General features: G+C 70.6%; 18 protein-coding genes. 3 read left to right on the top strand and 15 right to left on the bottom strand.

Annotated elements, in window-relative coordinates; translation table 11 throughout:
- The 3 genes from ACOZ38_RS09240 to ACOZ38_RS09230 form a co-directional block, all read right to left on the bottom strand.
- Positions 1 to 3,153, bottom strand: a complete 3,153-nt coding sequence (locus ACOZ38_RS09240) for a nitrate- and nitrite sensing domain-containing protein (protein WP_424529675.1) — start codon at positions 3,151 to 3,153, stop codon at positions 1 to 3.
- A gap of 326 nt (positions 3,154 to 3,479) precedes the next feature.
- Positions 3,480 to 4,910, bottom strand: coding sequence for an aminobutyraldehyde dehydrogenase (locus ACOZ38_RS09235; RefSeq protein WP_424529673.1), 1,431 nt, complete (start codon positions 4,908 to 4,910; stop codon positions 3,480 to 3,482).
- A gap of 90 nt (positions 4,911 to 5,000) precedes the next feature.
- Entirely contained in the window at positions 5,001 to 6,278 is a 1,278-nt protein-coding gene (locus ACOZ38_RS09230) for a glycosyltransferase (RefSeq protein WP_424529671.1), read from the bottom strand.
- A 134-nt stretch (positions 6,279 to 6,412) separates the two neighbouring features.
- Between ACOZ38_RS09230 and ACOZ38_RS09225 the strand changes: the two genes are divergently transcribed.
- Positions 6,413 to 7,027 carry a TetR/AcrR family transcriptional regulator gene (locus tag ACOZ38_RS09225; RefSeq protein WP_405145391.1) on the top strand — a complete coding sequence of 205 codons (615 nt, stop codon included), beginning with the start codon at positions 6,413 to 6,415 and terminating at the stop codon, positions 7,025 to 7,027.
- Between the two features lie 11 nt (positions 7,028 to 7,038).
- Here ACOZ38_RS09225 and ACOZ38_RS09220 read toward each other — a convergent pair whose 3' ends face one another.
- Genes ACOZ38_RS09220 through ACOZ38_RS09205 form a run of 4 tightly spaced genes read right to left on the bottom strand, consistent with a single transcriptional unit; the run spans position 7,039 to position 10,954 of the window.
- Positions 7,039 to 8,103: an ABC transporter ATP-binding protein gene (locus tag ACOZ38_RS09220; RefSeq protein ID WP_424529669.1), complete on the bottom strand. Its 1,065-nt coding sequence runs from the start codon at positions 8,101 to 8,103 to the stop codon at positions 7,039 to 7,041.
- Positions 8,100 to 8,873, bottom strand: a complete 774-nt coding sequence (locus tag ACOZ38_RS09215; protein ID WP_405145388.1) for an ABC transporter permease — start codon at positions 8,871 to 8,873, stop codon at positions 8,100 to 8,102. Before ACOZ38_RS09215 ends, ACOZ38_RS09220 begins: the two co-directional genes overlap by 4 nt.
- Positions 8,866 to 9,804 carry an ABC transporter permease gene (locus ACOZ38_RS09210; RefSeq protein ID WP_424529667.1) on the bottom strand — a complete coding sequence of 313 codons (939 nt, stop codon included), beginning with the start codon at positions 9,802 to 9,804 and terminating at the stop codon, positions 8,866 to 8,868. Before ACOZ38_RS09210 ends, ACOZ38_RS09215 begins: the two co-directional genes overlap by 8 nt.
- A gap of 13 nt (positions 9,805 to 9,817) precedes the next feature.
- Entirely contained in the window at positions 9,818 to 10,954 is a 1,137-nt protein-coding gene (locus ACOZ38_RS09205) for a polyamine ABC transporter substrate-binding protein (RefSeq protein WP_424529665.1), read from the bottom strand.
- A 153-nt stretch (positions 10,955 to 11,107) separates the two neighbouring features.
- Here ACOZ38_RS09205 and ACOZ38_RS09200 point away from each other — a divergent pair, with 153 nt between their 5' ends.
- On the top strand, positions 11,108 to 12,259 hold the full coding sequence (locus ACOZ38_RS09200) for a hypothetical protein (RefSeq protein WP_424529664.1): 1,152 nt from the start codon (positions 11,108 to 11,110) through the stop codon (positions 12,257 to 12,259).
- The gene (locus tag ACOZ38_RS09195; protein WP_424529663.1) at positions 12,256 to 13,212 is read left to right on the top strand and encodes an SIS domain-containing protein; all 957 of its coding nucleotides are present in this window, start codon (positions 12,256 to 12,258) and stop codon (positions 13,210 to 13,212) included. Before ACOZ38_RS09200 ends, ACOZ38_RS09195 begins: the two co-directional genes overlap by 4 nt.
- 43 nt (positions 13,213 to 13,255) lie before the next feature.
- Here the strand turns inward: ACOZ38_RS09195 and ACOZ38_RS09190 are convergent, their stop codons facing one another.
- The 8 genes from ACOZ38_RS09190 to ACOZ38_RS09155 all read right to left on the bottom strand — a co-directional run bounded on the left by ACOZ38_RS09190 (position 13,256) and on the right by ACOZ38_RS09155 (position 23,163).
- Positions 13,256 to 13,846, bottom strand: a complete 591-nt coding sequence (locus tag ACOZ38_RS09190) for a GTP-binding protein (RefSeq protein ID WP_424529662.1) — start codon at positions 13,844 to 13,846, stop codon at positions 13,256 to 13,258.
- Positions 13,827 to 14,186, bottom strand: a complete 360-nt coding sequence (locus tag ACOZ38_RS09185) for a DUF742 domain-containing protein (protein WP_405145378.1) — start codon at positions 14,184 to 14,186, stop codon at positions 13,827 to 13,829. Before ACOZ38_RS09185 ends, ACOZ38_RS09190 begins: the two co-directional genes overlap by 20 nt.
- Positions 14,186 to 14,608, bottom strand: coding sequence for a roadblock/LC7 domain-containing protein (locus tag ACOZ38_RS09180; protein ID WP_405145377.1), 423 nt, complete (start codon positions 14,606 to 14,608; stop codon positions 14,186 to 14,188). The genes ACOZ38_RS09185 and ACOZ38_RS09180 overlap by 1 nt, the downstream gene beginning before the upstream one ends.
- 23 nt (positions 14,609 to 14,631) lie before the next feature.
- Complete coding sequence (locus ACOZ38_RS09175; RefSeq protein ID WP_424529659.1) at positions 14,632 to 17,715, bottom strand: nitrate- and nitrite sensing domain-containing protein; 3,084 nt, start codon at positions 17,713 to 17,715, stop codon at positions 14,632 to 14,634.
- A 164-nt stretch (positions 17,716 to 17,879) separates the two neighbouring features.
- Positions 17,880 to 20,240: a [protein-PII] uridylyltransferase gene (locus tag ACOZ38_RS09170; protein WP_424536974.1), complete on the bottom strand. Its 2,361-nt coding sequence runs from the start codon at positions 20,238 to 20,240 to the stop codon at positions 17,880 to 17,882.
- 7 nt (positions 20,241 to 20,247) lie between these two features.
- Entirely contained in the window at positions 20,248 to 20,586 is a 339-nt protein-coding gene (locus tag ACOZ38_RS09165) for a P-II family nitrogen regulator (protein WP_405145374.1), read from the bottom strand.
- The gene (locus tag ACOZ38_RS09160; protein ID WP_405145372.1) at positions 20,583 to 21,893 is read right to left on the bottom strand and encodes an ammonium transporter; all 1,311 of its coding nucleotides are present in this window, start codon (positions 21,891 to 21,893) and stop codon (positions 20,583 to 20,585) included. The genes ACOZ38_RS09165 and ACOZ38_RS09160 overlap by 4 nt, the downstream gene beginning before the upstream one ends.
- Before the next feature lie 367 nt (positions 21,894 to 22,260).
- A complete protein-coding gene (locus tag ACOZ38_RS09155; protein ID WP_405145370.1) occupies positions 22,261 to 23,163 on the bottom strand; it encodes a sigma-70 family RNA polymerase sigma factor in 903 nt (300 codons plus the stop codon).
- Between the last annotated feature and the right edge of the window lie 4 nt (positions 23,164 to 23,167).

The raw sequence follows: 23,167 nt of genomic DNA, 5'->3' as shown, positions 1-23,167 counted from the left end.
TCACGAGTCCTCCTTGTTGCGTTCAACGTTTCTGTTGGGGGAAAGGTCGTCGTTCAGCTCGCCGCGGGCAGCGGCCCGGCCTTTCCTTACGCCCTGCTGGTAGCTCGACAGCCGGCTTCGCACCCGGTCAGGGGAGAGCGACGGCTGCGGAGTGAAGACCGACGGACCCGGGTCGGCAGACCCTGGTACGAGGTTGGCCTTGGGGACCCGCTTCGGCAGCCCGGACGAGGTGATGCCTCCGAGGGAGGGATCGCTCGCCGCCTGGGCCGCCTGCCAGCCCGCGTCGCCCGGAGACGACCAGGTCCTGGACTCGGCGGGGTCCACGACGACGGCTTCCTCGCCCCGCTCGGGCGACTGCGCCGGGTGGACCGTCTCCTCCTGCTGGCGGGCCTCGGCCTGGCGGGGCGCCGGTTCCAGGTCGGAACGCCGGAACCAGTCGGACTCCACCGCCGCGAAGATCGGCAGGAACTCCTCCCCGCCGTCCAGGGGCGAGCTGTGCACCGCGGGCAGCGGGCCGGTGTGGTCCATGTCGGGGACCGCCCCGAACGAGCGGCTCGACCTGTCGAGGGGGCCGGTCGCGGAGCCGCCGGTCAGCGGGCCCGAGTAGCCGCCACCCGACGGTGGCCCCGCGTAGCCGCCACCCGTCATGGGCCCGGAGGGACCGCCGCCGGTCATCGGCCCGGAGGAACCTCCGCCGGTCAGGGGGCCGGTGTGCCCGCCGCCCGCCGAGGGGACGGCCGGCCATGAGGCGGTGTCCTGGTTGGCCAGGTCGGAGGACCACGAGGGAGCGCTTTCACCGCTGCCGGGGGCGGGGGTGTCGGCGGGCCACGGGGTGTCGATGGGCGGGTTCGGGTTGAAGTACCGGTCGAACGGGTCCTGCTCGGCGGGCGTCTCCTGCTCGAACGGGTTGCGCCGCTCGCCGGACGGCGCGCCCTCGAACGGATCACGCGGGCCGGGATCCGGGCGCTCGAACGGGTCGCGCGTGCCCTGCTGCGGGCGCTCGAACGGGTCGCGTTCGAAGGGACCGCGTTCGAAGGGACCGCGGTTCAGCGGTCCGGCGGTGGCGCCGACACCTGGGGCGTCCGCCCCGAAGACCGGAGCGCGCATCCCGCGCGCGGCGGGGGCCTCGAAGCCGCTCGGAGCCGTGAAGGCACCGGTGTCGAACGACGACGGCGTCGGTGCTCCGAAGTGACCGGCGCCCGTCATCGGCCCCGCGGCGTCCATGGGCATCCCCGGCATCCCGGCGAACTGCGGCGCGCCCGGTGCGGAGAGCAGCGTCTCCGGCAGCAGCACCATCGCGGTGAGGCCGCCGGCATCCTGCTGGCGGAGCTGCACGCGGATGCTGTGGCGCAGCGCCAGGCGGCCGACCACGAACAGGCCCATGCGGCGGGACACCGAGACGTCCACGACCGGGGGGTTGGCGAGCCGCCAGTTGGACTCGGCCAGCTCGTCGGCGGTCATGCCGATGCCGCTGTCGCTCACCGAGATCATCACGCCGCCGCCGTCGATGCGGTTGCTCGACACCACGACCTTGGTCTCGCGCGGCGAGAAGGAGATGGCGTTCTCCACCAGCTCGGCGACCAGGTGGACGACGTCGTTCACGGCCTGGCCGACCACGGCCATTCCCGACTGCACCCGCACGTCGACGCGCTCGTAGTTCTCGACCTCGGAGAGCGAGGCCCGGACGATGTCGACGATCGGCACCGGCTGGCTCCAGCGGCGCGCGGTCTCCTGGCCGGCGAGGACCAGGAGGTTCTCACTGTTGCGCCGCATGCGGGTGGCCAGGTGGTCGAGCTTGAACAGGTTGCCGAGCCGGTTCTCGTCCTGCTCGCCCTGCTCCAGGCCGTCGATGAGGCTGAGCTGGCGTTCGACGAGCGTCTGGCTGCGGCGGGAGAGGTTGACGAACATCGAGTTGACGTTGCTGCGCAGACGGGCCTCGTCGCCCGCCAGGCGGATCGCCTCGCGGTGGACCTCGTCGAAGGCCCGGGCGACTTCTCCCATCTCGTCGCGAGAGGTGACGCCGATGGGGACCACCTCGGCGGTCGGGGAGCTGTCGGTGCTCTCGCGCAGCCGCTGGACCGTCTCCGGCAGCCGTACGCCGGCGATCTCCAGGGCCTCGGCGCGCAGCCTGCGCAGCGGGCGGGTCAGGGAGCTAGCCACGACGGCGGTGATGATCAGGACCAGCAGCAGCAGGACCAGGATCAGGCCGCCGGAGATCAGCGCCTGGCGCTGCGCCTGCTCCTGCAGCGCCTGGCTCTGCTGGACGACCGAGCCGACCAGCCGCTCCTCGACCTTGCGCATCCGGTCGGCGACGGCCGTGGTCGAGACGTACCAGGTGGTGGTGTCGTCGCGGCGGATCGGGTCGAGGTCCTGGATCTCCTTGTACTGGCGCAGCTGCGCCAGCGCGAGCGCGCGCATCCAGTCGGCCTTGTCGACCTGCTGTCCCTTGACGGTGTCGTTGTAGAACTTCACGTCGGCGGCCGTCGCCTCGGCGAGGAACGTCGCCGTCTCGCTCTGCTGGCGGCTCCACGAGCCGGGGAAGTTCACGAAGTCGTCGTAGTCGAACCCGCCGCCGCCGGTGTTGAGGGTGGCGAGGCCGACGGTCATGAGGCCTCGCTGCTGGGAGACCTCTTCCTTGGCACGGCTGAGGGCGCCGAGGGCGATGCTGTCACCGAAGAGGCGCTGGTCGTTGCCCGAGGTGCCGAGCTCGCTCTGCATGGATCCGAGAACGGTGATGAGGGAGGAGTACATGCCGAGCGCGGCTCGGGAGGGCACGCCGGCCTCCGCGATACGGGTACGGAGGCCGGGGAGGCCTTCGAGCCAGCGTTTGATCTGCTCGGCCTCGGAGCGCACACGCGCGGTGTGGGAGGGATCGAGGTTGGTGACCGCGGTCAGGACCGGTTCCCTGGCCCTGTCCACGATGTCCTGCTGGGTGCGCACCCTCTTGAACCGCGCCTGGCGCCGCCCGTCCGCGATGTACCACGCCGTGAGGTCGCGTTCCCGGTCCACCTCGTGGATGAGGACGTCGATCTTCTCCACCAGCGCCGCCACCTCGCTGAGGCGGCGGTAGTCGGAGGAGGTGGCGATGGCGTTCGTGAGCTGGACGGCGCCGAGGATGACGCCCACGATCGTCGGGATGATGATGAGGGCCACGAGACGTGATCGGACGCGCCAGTTCTGGAGCCGGAGCCAGCTTCCGCTCCTCGGCGTACGCGCCATGGATGGCCCGGACCGCTCCACACGGTCACCTTGACCTGGGTTTCCCCGAGGGTCTTCTGTCCTCACTGGTTTTCGCAACCTCTCACCGAGCCTGGCGTGCAGGGGGGTACGTCACGCGCGAGGCGCATGAGACGTCCGAGACATCCATCAGGCGAGGGTAATTGGAGCACACCCTTACCAGATCGGCCAACAGAACATTCACGGACAAACGACATCAGATAATTAGATAAGGGGATAAATCCCCCTTCTCGCTTCCGTAACTATGCGGGACGAAAACCTTCACGGGCCTCGGAGGCGGCATGTTTGATCATCAGGTGCCTCGTGACGGAATACTCCTGAACCGCTTCCTGGCTCATGTCCTTGCCGAAGCCGCTACCCTTGACCCCTCCGTGCGGGGCCTCCGACGCGATCGGCAGGTGGTCGTTCACCCAGGTGACGCCCACGTCCAGCCGGTGGGCCACCCTGAGCGCCCTCGCGACGTCGCGCGACCACACCGAGGACGCCAGCCCGTAGGGCGTGTCGTTGGCGAGCCGCACCGCCTCGTCCTCGCCCGAGAACGGCAGCACGACGAGCACGGGCCCGAAAATCTCCCCCTGGACGATCTGGCTGCCCTGCGCCGCGCCGGCGATCAGCGTGGGCGGGTAGAAGAACCCCGGCCCCTCCGGCACCGCGCCGCCGCACACGATCTGGGCACCCTCGGCCGCGGCGCGCTCGACGAAGCCGTGCACGCGCGCCCGGTGGCCCTCGGAGATGAGCGGGCCGATGTCGGTGGCCGCGTCCCAGGGATCGCCCATCCGGATGCCCCGGAGCGTGTCCCTCAGCGCCTCGACCGCCTCGTCGTACACCTCGCGCTCGACGTACACGCGGGTCGCCGCCGTGCAGTCCTGCCCGGTGTTGTACGTGGCGCCGAGGGCGACCCCCCTGGCCATCTCGGCGAGGTCGGCGTCGCCGAACACCAGCGCCGGGGCCTTGCCGCCCAGTTCGAGATGCACGCGCTTCAACCCTGAGCGCGCGTCGCCGGGGTCGCCGGCCGCGCGCCGCATGACCGAACGGCCGGTCGCCGTCGAGCCGGTCACGCTGATCATGTCGATCCCGGGGTCCCCGACCAGGGCCTCCCCCACCTCGGCGTCCCCGGTCACGACGCGGACGAGCCCCTCGGGGAAGCCCGCCTTCGCGGCCAGCTCCGCCAGGCGCAACGTCGTACCCGGCGTCTGGGGAGCGGGCTTGATGACGGCGCCGTTGCCGGCGGCGAGCGCGGGGCCGAGCTTCCAGATCGCCATGACCAGCGGGAAGTTCCAGGGCGCGATGGAGGCCACGACACCGATCGGGCGGCGCACCAGCACCGAGGTGTAGCCGGTGCTCAGGACGCCCGCGCCCGTACCCTCCAGCGAGCGCGCGGCTCCCGCGAAGAACCGCAGGTTGTCGGCGGCGAACGGCAGCTCACCGTCACGGAACACCGTGGCGGGCTTGCCGGTCTCGCTCACCTCCAGCCGGGTCAGCTCGACGGCGTCGGTCTCCACGAGGTCGGCCAGGCGCAGCAGCACGCGTGAGCGTTCCGACGGCGTCGCCGCCGACCACTCCTGGTAGGCGCGCCGGGCCTCCCGTACGGCTTCCGCGACCTCGTCGAGCGGGGTGTCGGGCACGCCGGCCAGGCGCTCTCCGGTGGCGGGGTTGATGGGTGTCCTGCTCATGGTGCTCTTTCCCTGGTGCATTGGTGCGGCCGGTCCCCGTGCCCGGATGGGGCGCGGGGACCGGCGAGGTGGTGCTCAGACGGTGGCCGCTCAGGCGGCGCCGTCGGCCGTCCGCTCGATGAGGTCCGCGGCCTTGCGCAGGCCGTCGCGGCGGCGGATCTCCTCGCCCGCCTCGGCGAGGCGGGCCCGCAGCCCGGTGTCGCCGATCAGCCTGTCCAGCGCGCCGACGAGCTCCTCGTCGGTGAAGGCGTACGTCGACAGGCGCACGCCGTAGCCGAGCTCGTCGATGCGCTGGGCGTTGTCGTACTGGTCCCAGAACAGCGGCAGCAGGATCATCGGCTTGCCGAAGTGCAGCGCCTCGGTGGTGGTGTTGTTGCCGCCGTGCGTGATGACCAGGTCGACCATGGGGATGATCTTCGTCTGCGGGACGAACTCCGCTCCCCACATGTTGTCGGCCAGCTTGATCTCCTCGTGCAGCGGGCCCTTGGAGACGATGTAGCGGTGCGGCGTCGTGCCCAGCACGTCGATCACCCGCTGCATCAGCTCCACGTCGGCGGAGCCGAGCGAGCCGAGGGAGAAGTAGACCAGCGCACCCTCGCGGTCGGCCAGTGAGGCCGGCAGCTCGAAGGAGTCGTCGGTCTCGCGGACCGAGGAGTCCAGGCGGTGCCACGACTCGCCCAGCGGGCGGGCGTCGGTGTAGTCGGCGATCTCGGGGAACACGTAGAGGTTCAGGTCGCCCTCGTGGATGAACTCCAGCTCGGGGAGCGCGGGGGCGCCCTGCTCGACGACCCACTCGTTGAAGGCCGTCCAGATGTCGCGGTGGGTGCGGTCGTACTCGGCGAGGAACGCGCCCCACTCGCTGGAGTCGTCGGCGGGAAGGCCGCTGAACACCGGCGCGATGCCGTCGCCCTTCACCTCCAGCGGGTTGCAGGAGACGATGCGGACGAACGGCTTGCCCGCCGTGAGCAGCGCGGGGAAGGTGATGACGTTGTCCTCGACGATCACGTCGGGGTTCACCCGCTCGATGATCGCCTTGAGCTGCGGCTCGCAGTACTTCGCACCGTCGATGAGCGCGTCCCAGATCGGCTTGGTGACGGTCTCCAGCTGCGCGAGGGTGGACTTGCGGTACTCCGGCGCGGTGTCGCGGATGAAGTCCTTCCAGAACTGGCCGGCGTCCTGCTCCTCCTCGGCCGGCGGGGCGAGGTCGACCAGGTCCTCCTCGAAGCCCAGTGCCGTCAGCTTGCCCTTCCACGACGCCTCGGCCACGAACACCACGCGGTGGCCGCGGCGGCGCAGGATGTCGCCGATGCCGACGCAGTTGTTCGTCGGCCCGTAGGCGCTCTCCGGCATGAACAGGATGGTGGCCATCAGCACTCCAAAGAAATTGAAGAACGATTCAAATACGTGCGGGCAGGGTAGGTCAAATACCAGGCTTGTATGGCCTGATGCCGACGAGTCGTTTTAGACTCCATCTTCAACAACGGGGCACAGGGGAGGCTGGCATGAGCTCGCGCAAGAGCCGGGCGGACCGGCGGGTTGACCTCATCGAGGCCGCCCGGCGGGCGATCCTCCGTCACGGCACCCAGGGTGTACATCTCAACCACGTGGCCGAGGAGGCAGGCCTGACGTCGGGCGCGGTGCTCTACCACTACCCCGACCTGAGCGAGCTCCTGGTGGAGGCCCACCACGCCGGGATGGAGCGGTTCTACGAGGTGCGCGTCAAGCGGGTCGCCCGGTTGAGCGACCCCGCGGAGAAGCTCGTCGTCACGATCCGCTCGGGCCTGCCCGTCGGGCCGGACGACCCGGGCGTGCGGCTGCTGAACGAGCTGGGCGGCGCGGCGGCCCGCAACCGGGTGTACGCCGTCCTGCTCACCACGCTCTACGACCGGCAGGTGGCGATGTACCAGTCGATCCTGGACACCGGCTCGGCGCTCGGCGTGTTCAGCCTCACCGGCGACTCGGTGGTGATCTCGCGGAACCTCGTCGCGCTTGAGGACGCCTACGGCTACCGCATCACGGCGCGCCACCCGGTGATCGGCCCCGACGAGGCGGCGGAGAACATCCTCAGCTACGCCAGGACCGTCACCGGCAACACGCTCGAAGCCGCCGCTCACTGACCCCACTTCCGTCACCGGGCGATCAGCACCGCGTCCGCGGCGGACCAGCCGAGGCCGACCTCCGCGCCCGCGCGCACGCGGGTCGGCCCCTGCGCGGCGACCAGGATCGGGCGGTCGTGGCCGGGCACCCGCACCGCGATGTGGGACACGCCTCCGTAGAAGCTGACGTCGGCCACCACCCCGCGCAGGATCCCGCTCTCGCCGAGCCTGATCGACTCCGGCCGTACGCCGGCCAGCGCCGGGGCGCCGGCGGGGAGGCCTCCCTCGGCGGGCAGGGTCCCGAGGCCGGGCACGGACAGGCCGCCGCCGGCCGCGGTCCCCTCGAACAGGTTGTTGGCCCCGATGAAGTCCGCCACGAACGGCGTGCCCGGCCGCTCGTACAGGCGCACGGGCGCGTCGATCTGCTGGACCCTGCCGGACTCCAGGACGGCGATGCGGTCGGCGAGCGACATCGCCTCCTCCTGGTCGTGGGTGACCACGACGAAGGTGATGCCCACCTCGTGCTGGAGCCGCTTGAGCTCCAGCTGCATCTCGGCGCGCACCTTCTTGTCCAGCGCGGACAGCGGCTCGTCGAGCAGGAGCAGCCGGGGCCGCTTCACGATGGCCCTGGCCAGCGCGACCCGCTGCCGCTGCCCGCCCGAGAGCTGGTGGGGACGGCGGTTCGCGTGGTCGCCGAGGCCGACGGTGCCGAGCACCTCCTGGACCCGCGACCTGACCTCACCCCGCGCCAGTCCCTCGCGCTCCAGCCCGTACGCGACGTTCCTGGCCACGGTCATGTGGGGGAACAGCGCGTACGACTGGAACATCAGGTTGACCGGGCGGCGGTGCGCCGGGCGCGACAGCAGGTCGGTGCCGTCGAGCGTGACCGAGCCGCTGTCGGGCGACTCGAACCCGGCGAGGATGCGCAGCAGCGTGGTCTTGCCGCAGCCGCTCGGGCCGAGGAGGGCGAAGAACTCGCCCTGGCGGATGTCCAGGGTGACGCCGTCCAGGGCGACGACGTCACCGAACCTCCGGGAGACGCCCTCGATGCCCACAAGCGTCTGGGGTACGGCGGGCGCCTCGGGAAGAGCACTCATGTCAAGGACTCCGTCAGTCGGGTCATCCGCTGGGCGACGATGATCACGGTGAAGCTCACCGCGAGCAGGATCGTCGCCAGCGCGTTGATCTCAGGGGTGACCCCGAAGCGCACCATCGAGTAGATGACGATGGGCAGCGTCGGCTCGGTCGGGGCCGCGGTGAAGAAGGCGATCACGAACTCGTCCAGCGACAGCGTGAACGCCAGCAGCGCCCCGGCGGCGATGCCGGGGGCCAGGGTCGGCAGCGTGATCCGCGTGAACGTCGTCAGCGGCGACGCGCCGAGGTCGCGGGACGCCTCCTCCAGCGAGGTGTCGGCGTGGGTCAGCCTGGTCCGCACGACGGCGGCGACGAACGCCATGCCGAACACCGTGTGGGCGAGGATGATCGAATGGAGGCCGAGCGTCATCTTGACGGCCGCGTAGAAGACCAGCAGGCCGATGCCGACGACGATGTCGGGCAGGATCGCGGGCAGCAGGCCGAGCGCGTCCAGCAGCCGTGAGCGGGTGTGGCGTGCCATCCCCACGGCCAGCAGCGTGCCGAGCACCGTGGAGAGGACGGTGGCCCCCACCGCGACTATCAGCGTGTTGACCAGGCCGGTCCTGATCATCTCGTCCCCCGCGAGCTCCCCGTACCACTTCAGGCTCACGCCCTCGAAGACGTACGGCGACTTGCCGGAGTTGAACGACATCACGACGAGCACGATGATCGGCGTGTACAGGAAGACGTAGGTGGCCCAGAAGGGCACGTAGATCAGCCGGCGTCTAGGCACGACGGCCCTCCGTCCCGCCGTACACGCGTGAGGCCCAGGCCTGCAGGAACAGCAGGACGATCAGCACGGCGATCACCGCCAGCGCCAGGGTCGAGCCGAACGGCCAGTCGCGGGCCTTGAGGAACTGGTCCCTGATCAGGTTGCCCACCATGATCGAGCGCCCGCCGCCGAGGATCTCGGGGATCACGAAGTTGCCGAGGCAGGGCACGAAGACGAAGACGCATCCGGTGAGGACTCCTGGCACGGTCAGCGGGAGCGTCACCGACAGGAACGTGCGCGCCGGGCGCGCCCCCAGGTTGGCCGACGCCTCGCGCAGCTGCGGGTCCAGCCGCTCGATCGCGGCGTACAGCGGAAGGATCATGAGCGGGAGGTACGAGTAGAGCAGGCCGGTGACGATCGTGCCCTCGTTGTAGAGCAGCTGGATCGGCTTGTCGATCAGGCCGATGCCGGTGAGGGTCTCGTTCACCAGGCCGGGCCCGCTGAGCAGGATCACCCAGGCGTAGACCCTGATCAGGAAGTTGGTCCAGAAGGGCATGACGATGGCGATCAGCGCGATCGTCTTCCACTTCCTGGGCAACTGCGCGATGACGTAGGCCGTGGGATAGCCGATCAGCAAGGCCACCAGCGTCGTGATCCCGGCGGTCTTCACCGAGCTGACGACGATGTCGAAGTAGAGCGGGTCGAAGAGGCGGCTGAAGTTCTCCGGTGTGGCCTCGTAGACCACCCCGCCGAACCGGCCCCGCTGGAAGATCGTGTAACTCAGCACGAGGGCGAGCGGGATCAGCAGGAAGACGATCAGGTAGCCGAGCCCCGGACCGAGGAAGGCCAGCCGGGCGCCCGCCGTCGCGAGGGCACGGGACCGGCGCGGCGACCGGCCCGTGGAGGGGCCGGCCACCGCGCCGGGTCGTGCGATGTCGTGCTTGGCAGTCAAGTCGGAACCGTCGCTACTTTTGCGCGGAGATCTCGGTGGCGAGACGCGTGTACTTGGTGGAGTCCTGGCCCAGGTCGATGATCGACTCGCCCTTCAGCAGCTCGGCCGGGTTCATCTGCAGCGGCGTGTTCTGCTTCAGGAGCGCCTGGTTGGTCTTGGCGACCTCGTCCATGGCGGCCTTGTTGGGCACCTTGTACAGGATGTTCTCCGCCACCCAGCTGTGGACCTTCGGGTCCAGGATGTAGTTGATGAACGCGTGCGCGGCCTCCTTGTTCTTGGAGGACTTCATGATCACCATGGTGTCCGACCAGAGGTCGCTGCCTTCCTTGGGCACCATGAACTTGATCTTCGGGTTCGTGGTCGGGCACCAGCCGTCCCACGCCTCGACCATCGCGGCCTCACCCTTGTCCAGCTTGGCGCCGAACGTGACGTCGTCGTAGAGCATGCCCCACTGCTTGGCCTTGACCAGCAGGTCCTTGGCCTCGCCGAGCTGCTTGTCGTCGGTGGTGTTGATGGAGTAGTTGAGGAGCTTGAGCGCCGGCAGTGCCAGCCACCGCTCGGTGGTCATCATGGTGACCTTGCCCTTGAGGTCCGCGGGCGGGTTCAGGATGTCGTTCCAGCTCGTCGGCGGAGCCTTCACCAGGTCGGTGCGGTAGCAGATGCCCGTCGTGCCCCAGGTATAGGGCACCGAGAACTTGTTGCCCTTGTCGAAGGAGAGCTGCGACGCCTCGGGGTACAGGTTGGCGAGGTTCGGGATGAGCTCAGGGTGGAGCGGCTCGAGCAGCCCCTGCTCGTTCAGCGCCTGCGCGTACTGGCCCGAGACGAACCCAACGTCGACGCCACTGTCGGCGTTGGTGGCCAGCTTGGCCATCGCCGCCTCGTTGGTGTCGTGAAGGGCGATCTTCACATCGACGCCGAGCTTCTCCTTGACCTTGGCGGGAAGGTCCTTCGGGCTGTAGTCCGGCCAGATGGACACGGTGAGCGACTGCTTGCTCAGGTCGGCGTTGGGGTTCAGCTGGTCGGTCGCCGCGCTCGGCGCCGCGCCGTCGGCGCTCGTCGAGCTGCCGCCACCGCACGCCGCCAGGGCAAGCACAAGACCGGCGGCGACGGCGGCAGCCGGAAGACGACGGGTGTACCGGATTCGGGACACGGCCGCTACTCCTTAGGTTCTGAAGGTTCTGTGGTACGAAAAAGACCGCAGTGCCTGACCTTCGCACGGCAGACCAAAGCAGGAGTGTTGCAGCACATATCAACATGAGCAAGACTTTCCACGACATTGTTAGCTCGTAGTTTGGTTGTTGAGTTGAATCTGAGTTCAACAGATCCTGACGGGGTCGCATCTCCCGGGTGGCCGCCGGTCGCCGGTGACGGCACGACCGCCCGGCTCGTCGCGGCGCTGTCGCAGGGCGCGCGCCCGCCGGGGGACTATACGGTCCTGCGGTTCCATCCCCTGCCTTCGATCCAGCTCACGGCGGCCGAACGGGGCTTCGACGTCGACCAGACCAACCACTCGGTCGTCGTGGACGAGTCGGTGGTGGTCAAATGGCTCACCCCGCCCCTCCCGCTCCCCCAGCCCGCCCCGGAGTTCTTCGCCCACCTGACGGCCGTCGGTTTCACCGAGACCGCCCTGCCGTACGCCGCGCTGTCGGCGCGTTCTCCGGGCGGGGACGAGACGCTGGTGGCCCTGGTCACCGGCTACCTGCCGGACGCCAGGGACGGCTGGGAGTGGTGCGTGGACGAGGCGGTGGCCGGGCGCACCGCCTTCGCCGCCGACCTCGGGCGGCTCGCCGCCGACCTGCACGTGGCGATGGCCACTCCCTCGCCTGCCTTCCCCGACGCCGTGCGCACCGCCCACCCGGGCGCCGAGTGGGCCACGCGCGCCGAGAGAGCCCTCGGCGAGGCGCTGGAGCTGACGGGCGGCGAGGACGGCGCCTGGCTGGCCGGGCGCGCCGCCGAACTGGCCCGCGGGATCGAGCCACTCGGCCGCGTGGGCGCCACCTCGCTGATCCGCATCCACGGAGACCTGCACGTCGGCCAGACGCTCCGCTGGCGCGACGGCTACGCCGTGATCGACTTCGACGGCAACCCCACGGTCACCGGAGCCGACCCCTTCCAGCCCGCGGCCCGCGACCTCGCGCAGCTCCGCACGAGCCTCGAACACGTGGCCCAGGTGGCGATCATGCGCAGGGACGCCGACCCGGAACAGGCGCTCCTGTGGGCCGCCACCGCACGCGAGACCCTGGCCTCGGCCTACCGCGAGCGCCTGGCCGCACGCGGCATGTCCGCGCTCCTGGACGAGTCGCTGCTCGGCCCCCTGGAGATCGAGCAGGAGTGCCGCGAGCTGATCTACGCCACCCGCCACCTTCCCCGCTGGCGCTACGCCCCCATGGGCGTCCTGCGCAGCCGCTTCCCCGCCGATGAGACTGAGCAGACCCCCGCTGAGGAGACCCTGTGAACCCCGAGCTGTACCTGGCCGATCTGGAGGGCAAGCCGGCGGCGCTTTCGGCGCTGGCCGGCGTGCTCGACGCGGGAAACCCGTTCGCCGGGGTGCCGCAGGGGGTCCGGCGGGTGGTCTTCCTCGGCATGGGCAGCTCGCGGTACGCCGCGGGGGTCGCGGCGCTGCGGCTGCGCGCGGCGGGCGTCGACGCGGTCGCCGAGTACGGCTCGGCGGCACTCGGATACCCGCCCGGCGACGACACGCTCGTGGTCGCGATCTCCGCCACCGGAGGCAGCCGCGAGACCCTGGACGCGCTGTCGCGCTACCAGGGCAAGTCACCTGTCCTGGCCCTCACCAACACCCCCGGCTCGGCCGTCACGGAAGGCGCCGACCTGGTCGTGGAGATGGCGGCGGGCGAGGAGCGCGGCGGGGTGTCCTGCCGCACCTTCCAGCACACGCTGGCGCTGCTGCTCGCTCTGGAGGCCAGGCTCACGGGCACCGGGGCCGACGTCGCCGGGCTGGTACGCCGGGCCGCCGACGCCACCTCCGACCTGCTGGACCGCAGGGGCACCTGGCTGGCCGACACGCTGGCCCTGCTCGACGGCCCCGACGGGGTCTACACGATCGCGCCCGCCGAGCGGCTGTCCTCGGCCGAGCAGTCGGCGCTGATGTTCCGCGAAGGTCCGCGCCGGCCCGCCGACGCCGCCGAGACGGGCGACTGGGCGCACGTGGACGTGTACCTCACCAAGACCCTCGACTACCGGGCGATCCTGTTCCCCGGCTCCCGGTACGACGGGCAGGCCATGGACTGGGTGCGGCAGCGGGGCTCCACCGTGCTGGCGGTGGGCGGCGAGGTGGAGGGCGCCCACGCCCTCAGGTACGCGGGCGACGACGATCCGGACGTGGCGCTGCTGACCGAGACCCTGGTGGCCGAACTGGTGGCCGGAACGTGGTGGGCCGGCTCGCATTGAGGCCGGCGCGGTCCGGTACGGCGGCGCCGTACCGGACCGGTGGTCAGTTCGTGCGGCCGTACGCCGACCTGACGGTCAGGACGTACTCGACGAGCTTGATCAGCGTCGCCTTGACGGCGTCCCTGGAACGGGCGTCGGTGCGCACGATCGGGATGTGCGGGGCGAGCGTCAGCGCCTCCCGCACCTCCTGCTCGACGTGCGGGTAGTGCCCGTCCCAGCCGTTGATGCCGACGACGAACGGGAGGCCGGCCTCCTCGAAGTAGTCGATCGCCGGGAAGCAGTCGGCCAGCCGGCGGGTGTCGACCAGCACGACCGCGCCGATGGCACCGCGGACCAGGTCGTCCCACATGAACCAGAACCGGTGCTGGCCAGGCGTGCCGAACAGGTAGAGGATCAGGTCCTGGTCCAGCGAGAGCCGGCCGAAGTCCATCGCCACCGTGGTCGTCGTCTTGTGCGGTGTCAGACCCAGGTCGTCGATGCCCGCGCTGGCGTCGGTCATGACCGCCTCGGTGGTCAGCGGGAGGATCTCCGACACCGCCCCCACGAAGGTGGTCTTGCCGACGCCGAAGCCGCCCGCGACGACGATCTTCGTCGACGTGAGCGCGCCGCCACGGCTAGAGCCTGCGAAGTCCACTGAGAACCCTTTCGAGCAGGTTGTGGTCTGGTAGTCCCTGGTTGAGCCGCGGCAGATGCAGGCGAACCAGACCTTCGTCGGCCATATCGGCGATCAGCACGCGGGCCACGCCGAGCGGGACCCGCAGCAGTGCGGAGATCTCGGCGACCGAACGGACGGAGTGGCAGAGCACGATGATCGCTTCCTGCTCGGGAGTGAGCAGGGACAAATCATCGCTCATTATGGGGGCCGATGAGACCAGAGTTTCCATCGCGAGGTGGTAGTTCGGCTCGGCCCGGCCCCCGGTGACGGCGTACGGACGGAAGAGAGGCTCGTCCTCCGTCCCATCGCCCCCCAGCATCACCGGATCCTGGACGTCTGCAACTCAGCGCGCAGGGCAGGGGTGAGCACCTGGCCCGCTCGCTCCGCCAGCAGCGTCATCTGGTACGCGACCAGACCCATGTCACAGTCGGGGGACGCGAGCACGGCCAGGCACGACCCGTCGCTGATGGCCATGACCAGCATGATGCCGTGCTGCATCTCGACCACGGTCTGCGTCACGCCTCCGCCGTCGAACACGCGGGACGCGCCCACCGTCAGGCTCAGCAGCCCGGCCGCGACGGCGGCGAGCTGGTCGGCCCGGTCAGCCGGGAACCCCTCGGAGTTCGCCAGCCGGAGGCCGTCGGTGGAAACCACGACCGCGTGCGCCACGCCCGGTGTTCCGCTGACGAACTCCGTGATCAGCCAGTCGAACCTGCGTGCCTCGTGACTTAGCTCAATCACGAGCCCTCCTCATCAGTACGGCGTCAGTCAGTGCGGGGTTGGTCGTTGTCAGGATTGCGGGACGCGGAGTCCGAGATGTCGGCCCGGCCACGCTGGATGCCCTGCTGGAAGCGCGACATCCGGGCGCGGACCTGCTCGGCGGACACGTCCGGGCGCGGCGCGGGCGCCGCGGCGGGTGTGGACGGGGCCACCGATCCCGGCACAAGGTTGGCCTTCGGCGTCCTCTTCGGCAAACCGGAGGCGGTGATGCCTCCCAAGGAGGGATCCACCACGGCGCCGGCCGCCTGCCAGCCGCTGTCGGCGGTGGAGCCCCATGCTCCGGTCCCGGAAGTACCCCGTGCGGGCTCCGGGGCCTGCGAAGCGCTCTCGGCGTGCCTCCCCGGACCGGACGCCGTCGCGGGCCCCTGCGGACCCGCCGGCCCTGGCATGCCGTCGGCGGCGATCTCCCGGGCGTCGGGACGGCGGAACCACGCCGACTCGACCGAAGCGAAGATCGGCAAGTATTCGTCCCCTCGTTCCAGCGGCGACTCGTGATTGCCGGTCGGCGAGTCCTCTGCCTCCTCGGTCCCCCACGTCTCGGCACGCCGGCCCATCGGGGCCGGCGGTGCGAAGGGGTCCGCCGCCGCGGGCCCGGTGGCCGGTCCCGCGGACGATCTGGGGGGTAGGCCGTTCGGGCCAGTGGACGATCCGGGCGACCTCGCGGGCAACCCGTTCGGCCCGGTGGTGGATCCCGGTGATCTCGGGCCGGTCGGCGGCCCCGTCGGCCCGGTGGAGGGCCCGACCGGGCCGAGTCCAGGCCCCCCGCCAGGACCGACCGGTCCAAGTGGCCCGGTGCCCGGATCGGCCGAACCCAGCGCCGGGGTGTACACGGGATCCAGTGCCCCCGGCATCGGACCGGTGTAGCCCGACAGGGGCCCGGTGGGCGCCGGGTCCACGAAGGCCCCGCGCGGCCCGGGGCCGGCCGAGCGCGCGCGGTTGAAGACGGACGAGGCTCCGGTGCCGTTGAACTCGGCGAACGTGGGAGACGACCCGCTGGACGCGCGTTCGGCGGGAGCCTCGCCCTGGTCGACCCGCTGGGGCAGCACCGGCGCCCGCCCGGCCGCGACGCTGATGAGCTGCGGCGGGAAGAGCACCATGGCGATGAGGCCGGCCGAGTCGCCGCGCCGCAACTGGACGCGGATGTTGTGGCGCAGCGCGAGGCGGCCGACCACGAACAGGCCCATGCGGCGGGACACCGAGACGTCCACCACGGGCGGGTCGGCCAGCCGGCGGTTGACCTCGGCGATCTCCTCCGGCGTCATGCCGATGCCGGAGTCGCTGACGGCCAGGAGCGCGCCGCCTCCCTCGATCATGCTGCTCGACACCACGACCCGGGTGTTCCCCGGCGAGAAGGACAGGGCGTTCTCGACCAGCTCGGCGACCAGGTGGACCACGTCGTTGGCGGCGTGCCCGGCGACGGCGGAGCCTCTGTGGACCTTGACGCTCACCCGCTCGTAGCCCTCGACCTCCGAAAGCGAGGCCCGCACGACGTCCACCAGCTTGGCGGGCTGGCTGCGCTTGCGCGCGGCCTCGTGGCCGGCGAGGACCAGCAGGTTCTCACTGTTGCGGCGCATGCGGGTGGCCAGGTGGTCGAGCTTGAACAGGTCGCCCAGGCGCGCGCCGTCCTGCTCTCCGCGCTCCAGGCCGTCGATCAGCGAGATCTGCCGCTCGACCAGCGTCTGGATGCGGCGCGAGAGGTTGACGAACATCGCGTTGACGTTGCCGCGCAGCTGCGACTCCTCGGCGGCGAGGCGCAGGGCCTGCCGGTGGACCTCGTCGAAGGCGCTGGCGACCTCTCCGATCTCGTCGTGGGTGCCCACGATGATCGGCTGGACGTCCGGAGCCTCCGCTGCCTCGCCCGACTCGCGCATGCGCCGCACCACCGCGGGCAGGCGGAACCCGGCGATCTCCAGCGCCTCGGAGCGCAGCTTGCGCAGGGGCCTGACCAGCGAGCGGGCGATCAGGACCGTGGTGGCGAGGACCAGCAGCACCAGGGCGAGGATCAGCACCCCTGCGATGATCGCGTTGCGCCGTTCAGCCGATTCGAGGGCGGCCCCCCGGGAGGCGACCGAGGCGGCCACCCGCGTCTCCACCTGCTGGAGCAGCTGGATGGCCTTGGTGCTGTCGTCGAACCACTGCTTGACGGCTGTGACGCGCCCGCCGGCGTCGCGTACGGGAAGGTTGCGGCTGGCCAGGGCGATGGCCCACGACTTGGTCAGCTCGGCCCTGATGACCTGGGTGCCCTTGACGGTCTGGGCGAGGAAGCGCCCGTTGTCGGCTCCGGCCTCGCCGTTGAACGTGGTCATCGCGGCCTTCTGCCGCGACCGCGAGGCGATGAACTCCTCAAGGGTGTCGGAGCTGAACCGGTCGCCGCGCGCCAGCGTGCCGACGAGAGTGCCGCGCTGCTGGGACGCCTCCTCCTTGGCGTGGGCCAGGGCGCTGAGGGCGCGCGAGTCGCCGGTGAGCCGCGGGTCGTCGTTCGCCTGGCTGATCTCGTCGTGCAGGCGGAGCAGCGAGGCCACCAGGTCGGTGTACTTCGCCGGCTGGCCGCCCTTGCGGATGACGGCCATGGTGTCGAGCCGGGTCGAGACCTGCCGGGCGTCCTCGACGGCGCGCACGCCGTACTCGGAGTCGATCTTCCCGAGGTCGTCGCGTACCTTCGTGACGGCGGTGTCGACGGCCTTGCGCTGGTCGGCGAGCGCGGCCTTCTGCTGGCGGGCCGTCTGGTACCAGACCGTCCTGTCGCGTTCCAGCCCCAGCTCCAGGCTGAGGTCGCGCAGATGACCGGCGATCACGGCCTCGGCCGCGCTCCGCTGGTAGGCGCTGACACTGTCGATCGAGGACACCACGCGCAGACCCGCGAGCAGCACGCCGACGACCGTCGGCACCAGGATGAGCGCCGTCAGACGCGCGGACACCCGCCAGTTGCGCAGCGAGAACCGCGACACGCCCTTGCGCCCGTGCTGGGGGCCGGGACCGCCCTGTCCCCCCGGACGCTTGTGCCGCTTGGCTCCCGCGCCCGCACCGGACTGGAGTGTGGTCTTGGTCCCGGTTTCAGTCGTGTTCACCGCCACCCCCCGCGATCTTCCATGCATGGATGACGGCATGGCTGATAACTACATAAGCGGGGACAATTCGACCACAAGGTCATCAATGCCGTGGCCAGAACCGGGACACCGAACGTAATTGTTATGAATCCCGGAGCTATCGCGACATCTCCGACCTGCGAAAGTCAGCGCAGGGCCGCGAGCACGTGCTCCCGTACCTGCGCCCGCTGCGCGGCGTCGGTGATGGGCCGGCCTGACCTGTCCACCACGTAGAAGACGTCGACCGCCTCCGCGCCGAGAGTCTCCACTCGTGCGGCGCGGACGTCAAGGTTACATTCACCAAAAGCACGGCCGATTCGCCACAAAAGGCCTGGACGATCATGTGCTCGCACCTCCACGACGGTGGCCGTCTGAGAGGCGTCGTCGACCAGGCTGACCCTCGGCGGGGCCACCGGAACGCGGGCCGGCCGCAGCGATCGCGTGCGCCGGGCCAGCCGCTGCTCGATGTCCAGCCGGCCCGCGAGCACCAGCCGCAGGTCGGCCTCCAGCGTGGCGGGATCCGGCGGCGTGCCGTACTCGGGCACGACCGAGAACTCGATCACCGCAGTGGAGGAGGCGGAGGCGGCGGAGGCCGCGCGCACGACCATGCGGTGGGCCGCCAGCACGCCGGCCGCCCGCCAGAGCAGGCCGGGACGGTCGGGCGCGACCACGGTGACCGCGCCGCCGTTCACGCGCACCGCGCCACCGCCGTGCCTGGCCAGGGACGCCTGCTGCGCCGACAGCGAGGGAGCGGGCGCCGGCGGGGTGCCGGACAGCGCCGAGCGCACCCTGCGGACCAGCTCGGAGACCAGGGACGCCTTCCAGGTGTTCCAGGCGGCCGGGCCGGTGGCGTTGCCGTCGGCGACGGCCAGGGCGGCCAGCAGTTCGAGCACCTCGCGCGAGCCGACCGCCTCGGCGACCCGCGAGATCGTCACCGGGTCGTCGAGGTCGCGCCGGGTGGCGGTCTCGGGCAGCAGGAGGTGGTGGCGGACCACGGTGGCCAGCGTGTCGACGTCGGCGGGCGGCAGGCCCATGCGGGCGCCGATGTCCCTGGCGACGATCTCGCCGGTCGTCGAGTGGTCGCCAGGCCAGCCCTTGCCCACGTCGTGCAGCAGGGCCGAGATGAGCAGCAGATCGGGGCGGGACACCTCGCGGGTGAACGACGCCGCGCCCGCCGCCGCCTCGATGAGGTGGCGGTCGACCGTGAAGCGGTGGACCGGGTTGCGCTGCGGGCGGTGCCGCACGCGTTCCCAGTCGGGGATGAGCCTGACGATGATGCCCGCCTGGTCGAGCTCCTCCCACACGGGAACGGCCGCGCGCCCGGCGCCGAGCAGCGCCACCAGGGCGTCGCGGGCCTCGTCCGGCCAGGGGACGGGCAGCGCGGGCGACTGGGCCGCGAGCACGGAGACCGTGGCGGGAGCCATCGGGAGCCCGGCCTCGGCGGCCGCGGCCGCCGCCCTGAGCACCAGGACGGGATCGTTCTTGGGGTTGACGCCGCGCGCCAGCACCACCTCGCCGCCGTGCTCGACGACGCCGTCGGCCAGCGGGCGACGGCCGCGGGGCGCCGGCCCCGACAGCAGGCGGTCGACGGTGCGCCAGGTGGCGTCGAAGGCGTGGGCGATCGTGCGGCCGGCCTCGGCCAGGCGGCGCATCAGGGCCTCGGCGTCCAGCAGGCCGAGCGCCGCCGCGACGGCGTCCTGCTCCTGGAGCACGAGGCGGTCGGCGCCGCGCGCCGTGACCAGGTGGAGCCCGTGCCGGACGTCCAGCAGGAACTCGTACGCCTCGCGCACGCGGGGCCCGGGCGCGGAGGCGACCCAGGCCGCGGCGACGGCCTGCATGGCCTGCACGTCGCGGATGCCGCCTCGGGAGTCCTTGAGGTCGGGCTCCAGCAGGAAGGCCAGCTCTCCTGAGGACTCGGCGCGCTTGTCCGCCGCCTCGCGCAGCTCGGCGAGCCTGCGGCGCGAGTCGGCGCGCCACTCGGCGAGGACGGCCTCACGGGCCGCCCTGGTCAGCTCGGGGTCCCCGGTGACGTGGCGGGCCTGGATCAGCCCGAGCACCGCCTTGAGGTCCTCGCGCGCGACCTTGGTGACCTCGTCGACCGTGCGGACCGAGTGGTCGAGCCCGAGGCCGGAGTCCCAGATGGGGTACCAGATGCGGTCGGCGATGCGGGCGACATCGTCCTGACCGTTGTGCAGGAGCACCAGGTCGAGGTCGCTTCCCGGGGCGAGCTCTCCTCGTCCCAGGCTGCCGACCGCGACCAGGGCGACACCGGTGCCCGCGAAGGCGGCACCGGTGCCCGCGGCAGGGGCGCCGGACCCCATCAGGGAGGTGCCGGCGCCGCGTTCCTCTCCGGACGCGAACCCACTCTTCGCCCCCCCGGGCAGGTTCCGGCCTTCCCGTGCGAACGGCTGTGGACACGCCGTTCTGAACAGGTCGGCCAGCCAGCGGTCGATGTCCGCGGCCCGCTCCTTGCGGGCCGCGGCATATGAGCGAGCGTCGCCTCTCATCATCCGGTTAGAGGGCCTCCGGTCCGCGTTCTCCCGTGCGGACCCTGATCACGGTCTCCACGGGGACCGACCAGACCTTGCCATCACCGATCTTGCCGGTCTGGGAGGCCTTGACGATGACGTCGATGACGTCCTCGGCGTCCTCCTCCTCGGCGAGCACCTCCACGCGGACCTTGGGCACCAGGTCGACCTGGTACTCGGCACCGCGGTAGACCTCGGTGTGGCCGCGCTGGCGGCCGTAGCCGCTGGCCTCGCTGACCGTCATGCCCTTGACGCCGAACTGCTCCAGGGCCGCCTTGACGTCGTCCAGCTTGAAGGGCTTGATCACCGCTGTGATGAGCCTCATGCGTCTACCTTCTTCGCCACTGATTGGACAGGACCGTTCACCGAGGCGACGCCCGATGCGTGAACGGAGCCGAGGTCGTAGCCGGTCTCGGCGTGGGTGGTGATGTCGATGCCGGTGACCTCGTCCTCTTCAGTGACCCTGAAGCCCATCGTCTTGTCAATGATCTTGCCGATGATCCAGGCGAGGATGAACGAGTAGAGCCCGACGACGACCGGCCCGAGGACCTGCCGCCCGAGCTGCGTGAACCCGCCACCGTAGAACAGACCCTTGGCCTGCGGGTCGAGGAACGGGTAGGCGGCGAGGAAGCCGAGGGAGATCGCGCCGAGCGCTCCGCCGACCAGGTGGACGCCGACCACGTCGAGCGAGTCGTCGAACCCGAGCTTGTACTTCAGGCCGACCGCGTAGGCGCAGACCGCTCCGGCGATGGCGCCGATGACGATCGCGGCCCAGGGGTCGACGAAACCACAGGCCGGGGTGATGGCGACCAGACCTGCGACCGCGCCGGAGGCCACGCCGAGGGTGGTGGAGTGACCGTCGCGGATCTTCTCGACCAGGATCCAGGCGCCGGCGGCGACGGCCGTGGCGATCTGGGTGTTCATGAAGGCGAGGCCGGCGGTGCCGTCGACGGCGAGCTCGGAGCCGGCGTTGAAGCCGAACCAGCCGAACCACAGCAGGCCGACGCCCAGCAGGACCAGCGTGAGGTTGTGCGGGCGCATGGGATCCTTGCGCCAGCCGCTGCGCTTGCCGAGCACCAGGGCGAGCGCGAGGCCCGCCGCACCGGCGTTGACGTGGACCACCGTGCCGCCGGCGAAGTCCTCGATGCCGAGCTGGGTGAGCCAGCCGCCGCCCCACACCCAGTGCGCGACCGGGAAGTAGACGATCGTCGCCCAGACCACCGAGAAGACCACCCAGGCGCCGAACTTGGCGCGGTCGGCGATGGCGCCGCTGATCAGGGCCACGGTGATGATGGCGAAGGTGAGCTGGAACGCCGAGAACACCAGGCTCGGCATACCGGTGCCGTCATCCTTGGTGGCGGTGTCGACAAGGCTCTGCAGGCCGACATCCCCGAGTCCGCCGACGAACTTGTTGAGCAAGTCGTTGCCGTTCGGGCCGAAGGCAAGGGAGTGACCGTAGAGGACCCATGCGATCGTTACGGTGATGATGCTGACGAACGACATCATCATCATGTTCAGGACACTCTTGGCCCTGGTCATGCCCCCATAGAAGAACGCGAGACCTGGAGTCATGAGCAGCACCAGTGCGGTGGCCGCGAGCATCCAGGCTGTAGTGCCGCTATCGATCTTCATTCGATGCGACCCTCCTTACAAATGGCGTGTGGCCGATTTCTCCCGCAGTGGGCGCTCCAGGGCTTCGTTGACCGGCTGCGCACTGACGTTGGGCGAAAGCGTGTTCTTCTGCCGTTTCAGGTCTTGACCTGGTGTGTTTCACGTACGTGAAACTCACGGGCACGATGTTTCGGCCATGTTTCGGAGGGCTCGCCAACCGATATCAGCGCGTCCTTAATATCACGCGAGGGTGGCGGGAAAGCGGTCATGTGCCGGCTGACCAGCGTCACGACCTGCGGTCATGCGCCGGGAGACCCCACGCGCATGACCGCCGAAAAGGGTGGAAAAACCCGAAAAGGTGTACGGAGCCACCAAGTGCCGCAGGCGCTCAGGCCGCGGCGTGGGCCAGCTTCCGCAAGCGGGCGAGGGCGTCGCGCTCCAGGCGCCGCGCGCGGTCGCGGCCGATGCCGTACCGCTCGCCGACCTCGGTGAGCGTGTGCTCACGCCCGTCGACCAGCCCGTAACGCCAGCGCAACATCTCGCGAGTCTGACCTTCCAGGCCGAGCAGCCAGTCTTCGAGGCGTTCGCGTTCGAGGGTGTCCATCGCCTGCTGCTCGGGGTTGGCCCAGGTGTCGTCGGCGATCATGTCGCCGAGCTCGGTCTCGTCCTCGTCGCCCACCCCGAGCTGCAGCGACACCGGGTCTGAGGCCCAGCGGCGCAGCTCGCGGACCCGCTCGATCGGCAGCTCCAGGACGGCCGCGAGATCGGCGTCGGTCGGCTCGGCGTCCAGCTCGGCCATCATGTCGCGGCGGACCCGCATCAGACGGGTCATCTGCTCCCCCGCGTGGGTCGGCAGGCGTACAGGCCTGGCCTGCTCGTGGATCGCGCGGCCCACCGACTGGCGGATCCACCACGTGGCGTAGGTGGAGAACTTGTAGCCCCGGCGGTAGTCGAACTTCTCCACGGCCCTGACCAGCCCCAGGTTCCCCTCCTGGACCAGGTCGATCAGCGGCATCCCCCTGCCGGAGTACTTCCTTGCCACTGCGACGACGAGCCGCAGGTTGGCCTGGATGAACTCGTCCTTGGCGCGCTGGCCGGACACCGCGAGCCGTTCGAGCTCCTCGTCGGTGGCGTCGGACGCCTTCGGCTCCGGCACCCCGCTGTCCAGGAGTTGCTCGGCGAAAAGGCCCGCCTCGATGCGCTTGGCGAGCTCGACCTCCTGATCAGCGCTGAGCAGGGGTACCCTTCCGATCTCGGCCAGGTAGGTGCCGAGCAGATCTCTGTCGGCCACCTGC

It is taken from the genome of Sphaerisporangium viridialbum (assembly GCF_049674955.1).
Lineage (GTDB): Bacteria > Actinomycetota > Actinomycetes > Streptosporangiales > Streptosporangiaceae > Sphaerisporangium > Sphaerisporangium viridialbum.
The sequence above is the reverse complement of the archived record's forward strand: the minus strand, read 5'-3'. Positions and strand labels throughout refer to the sequence as shown.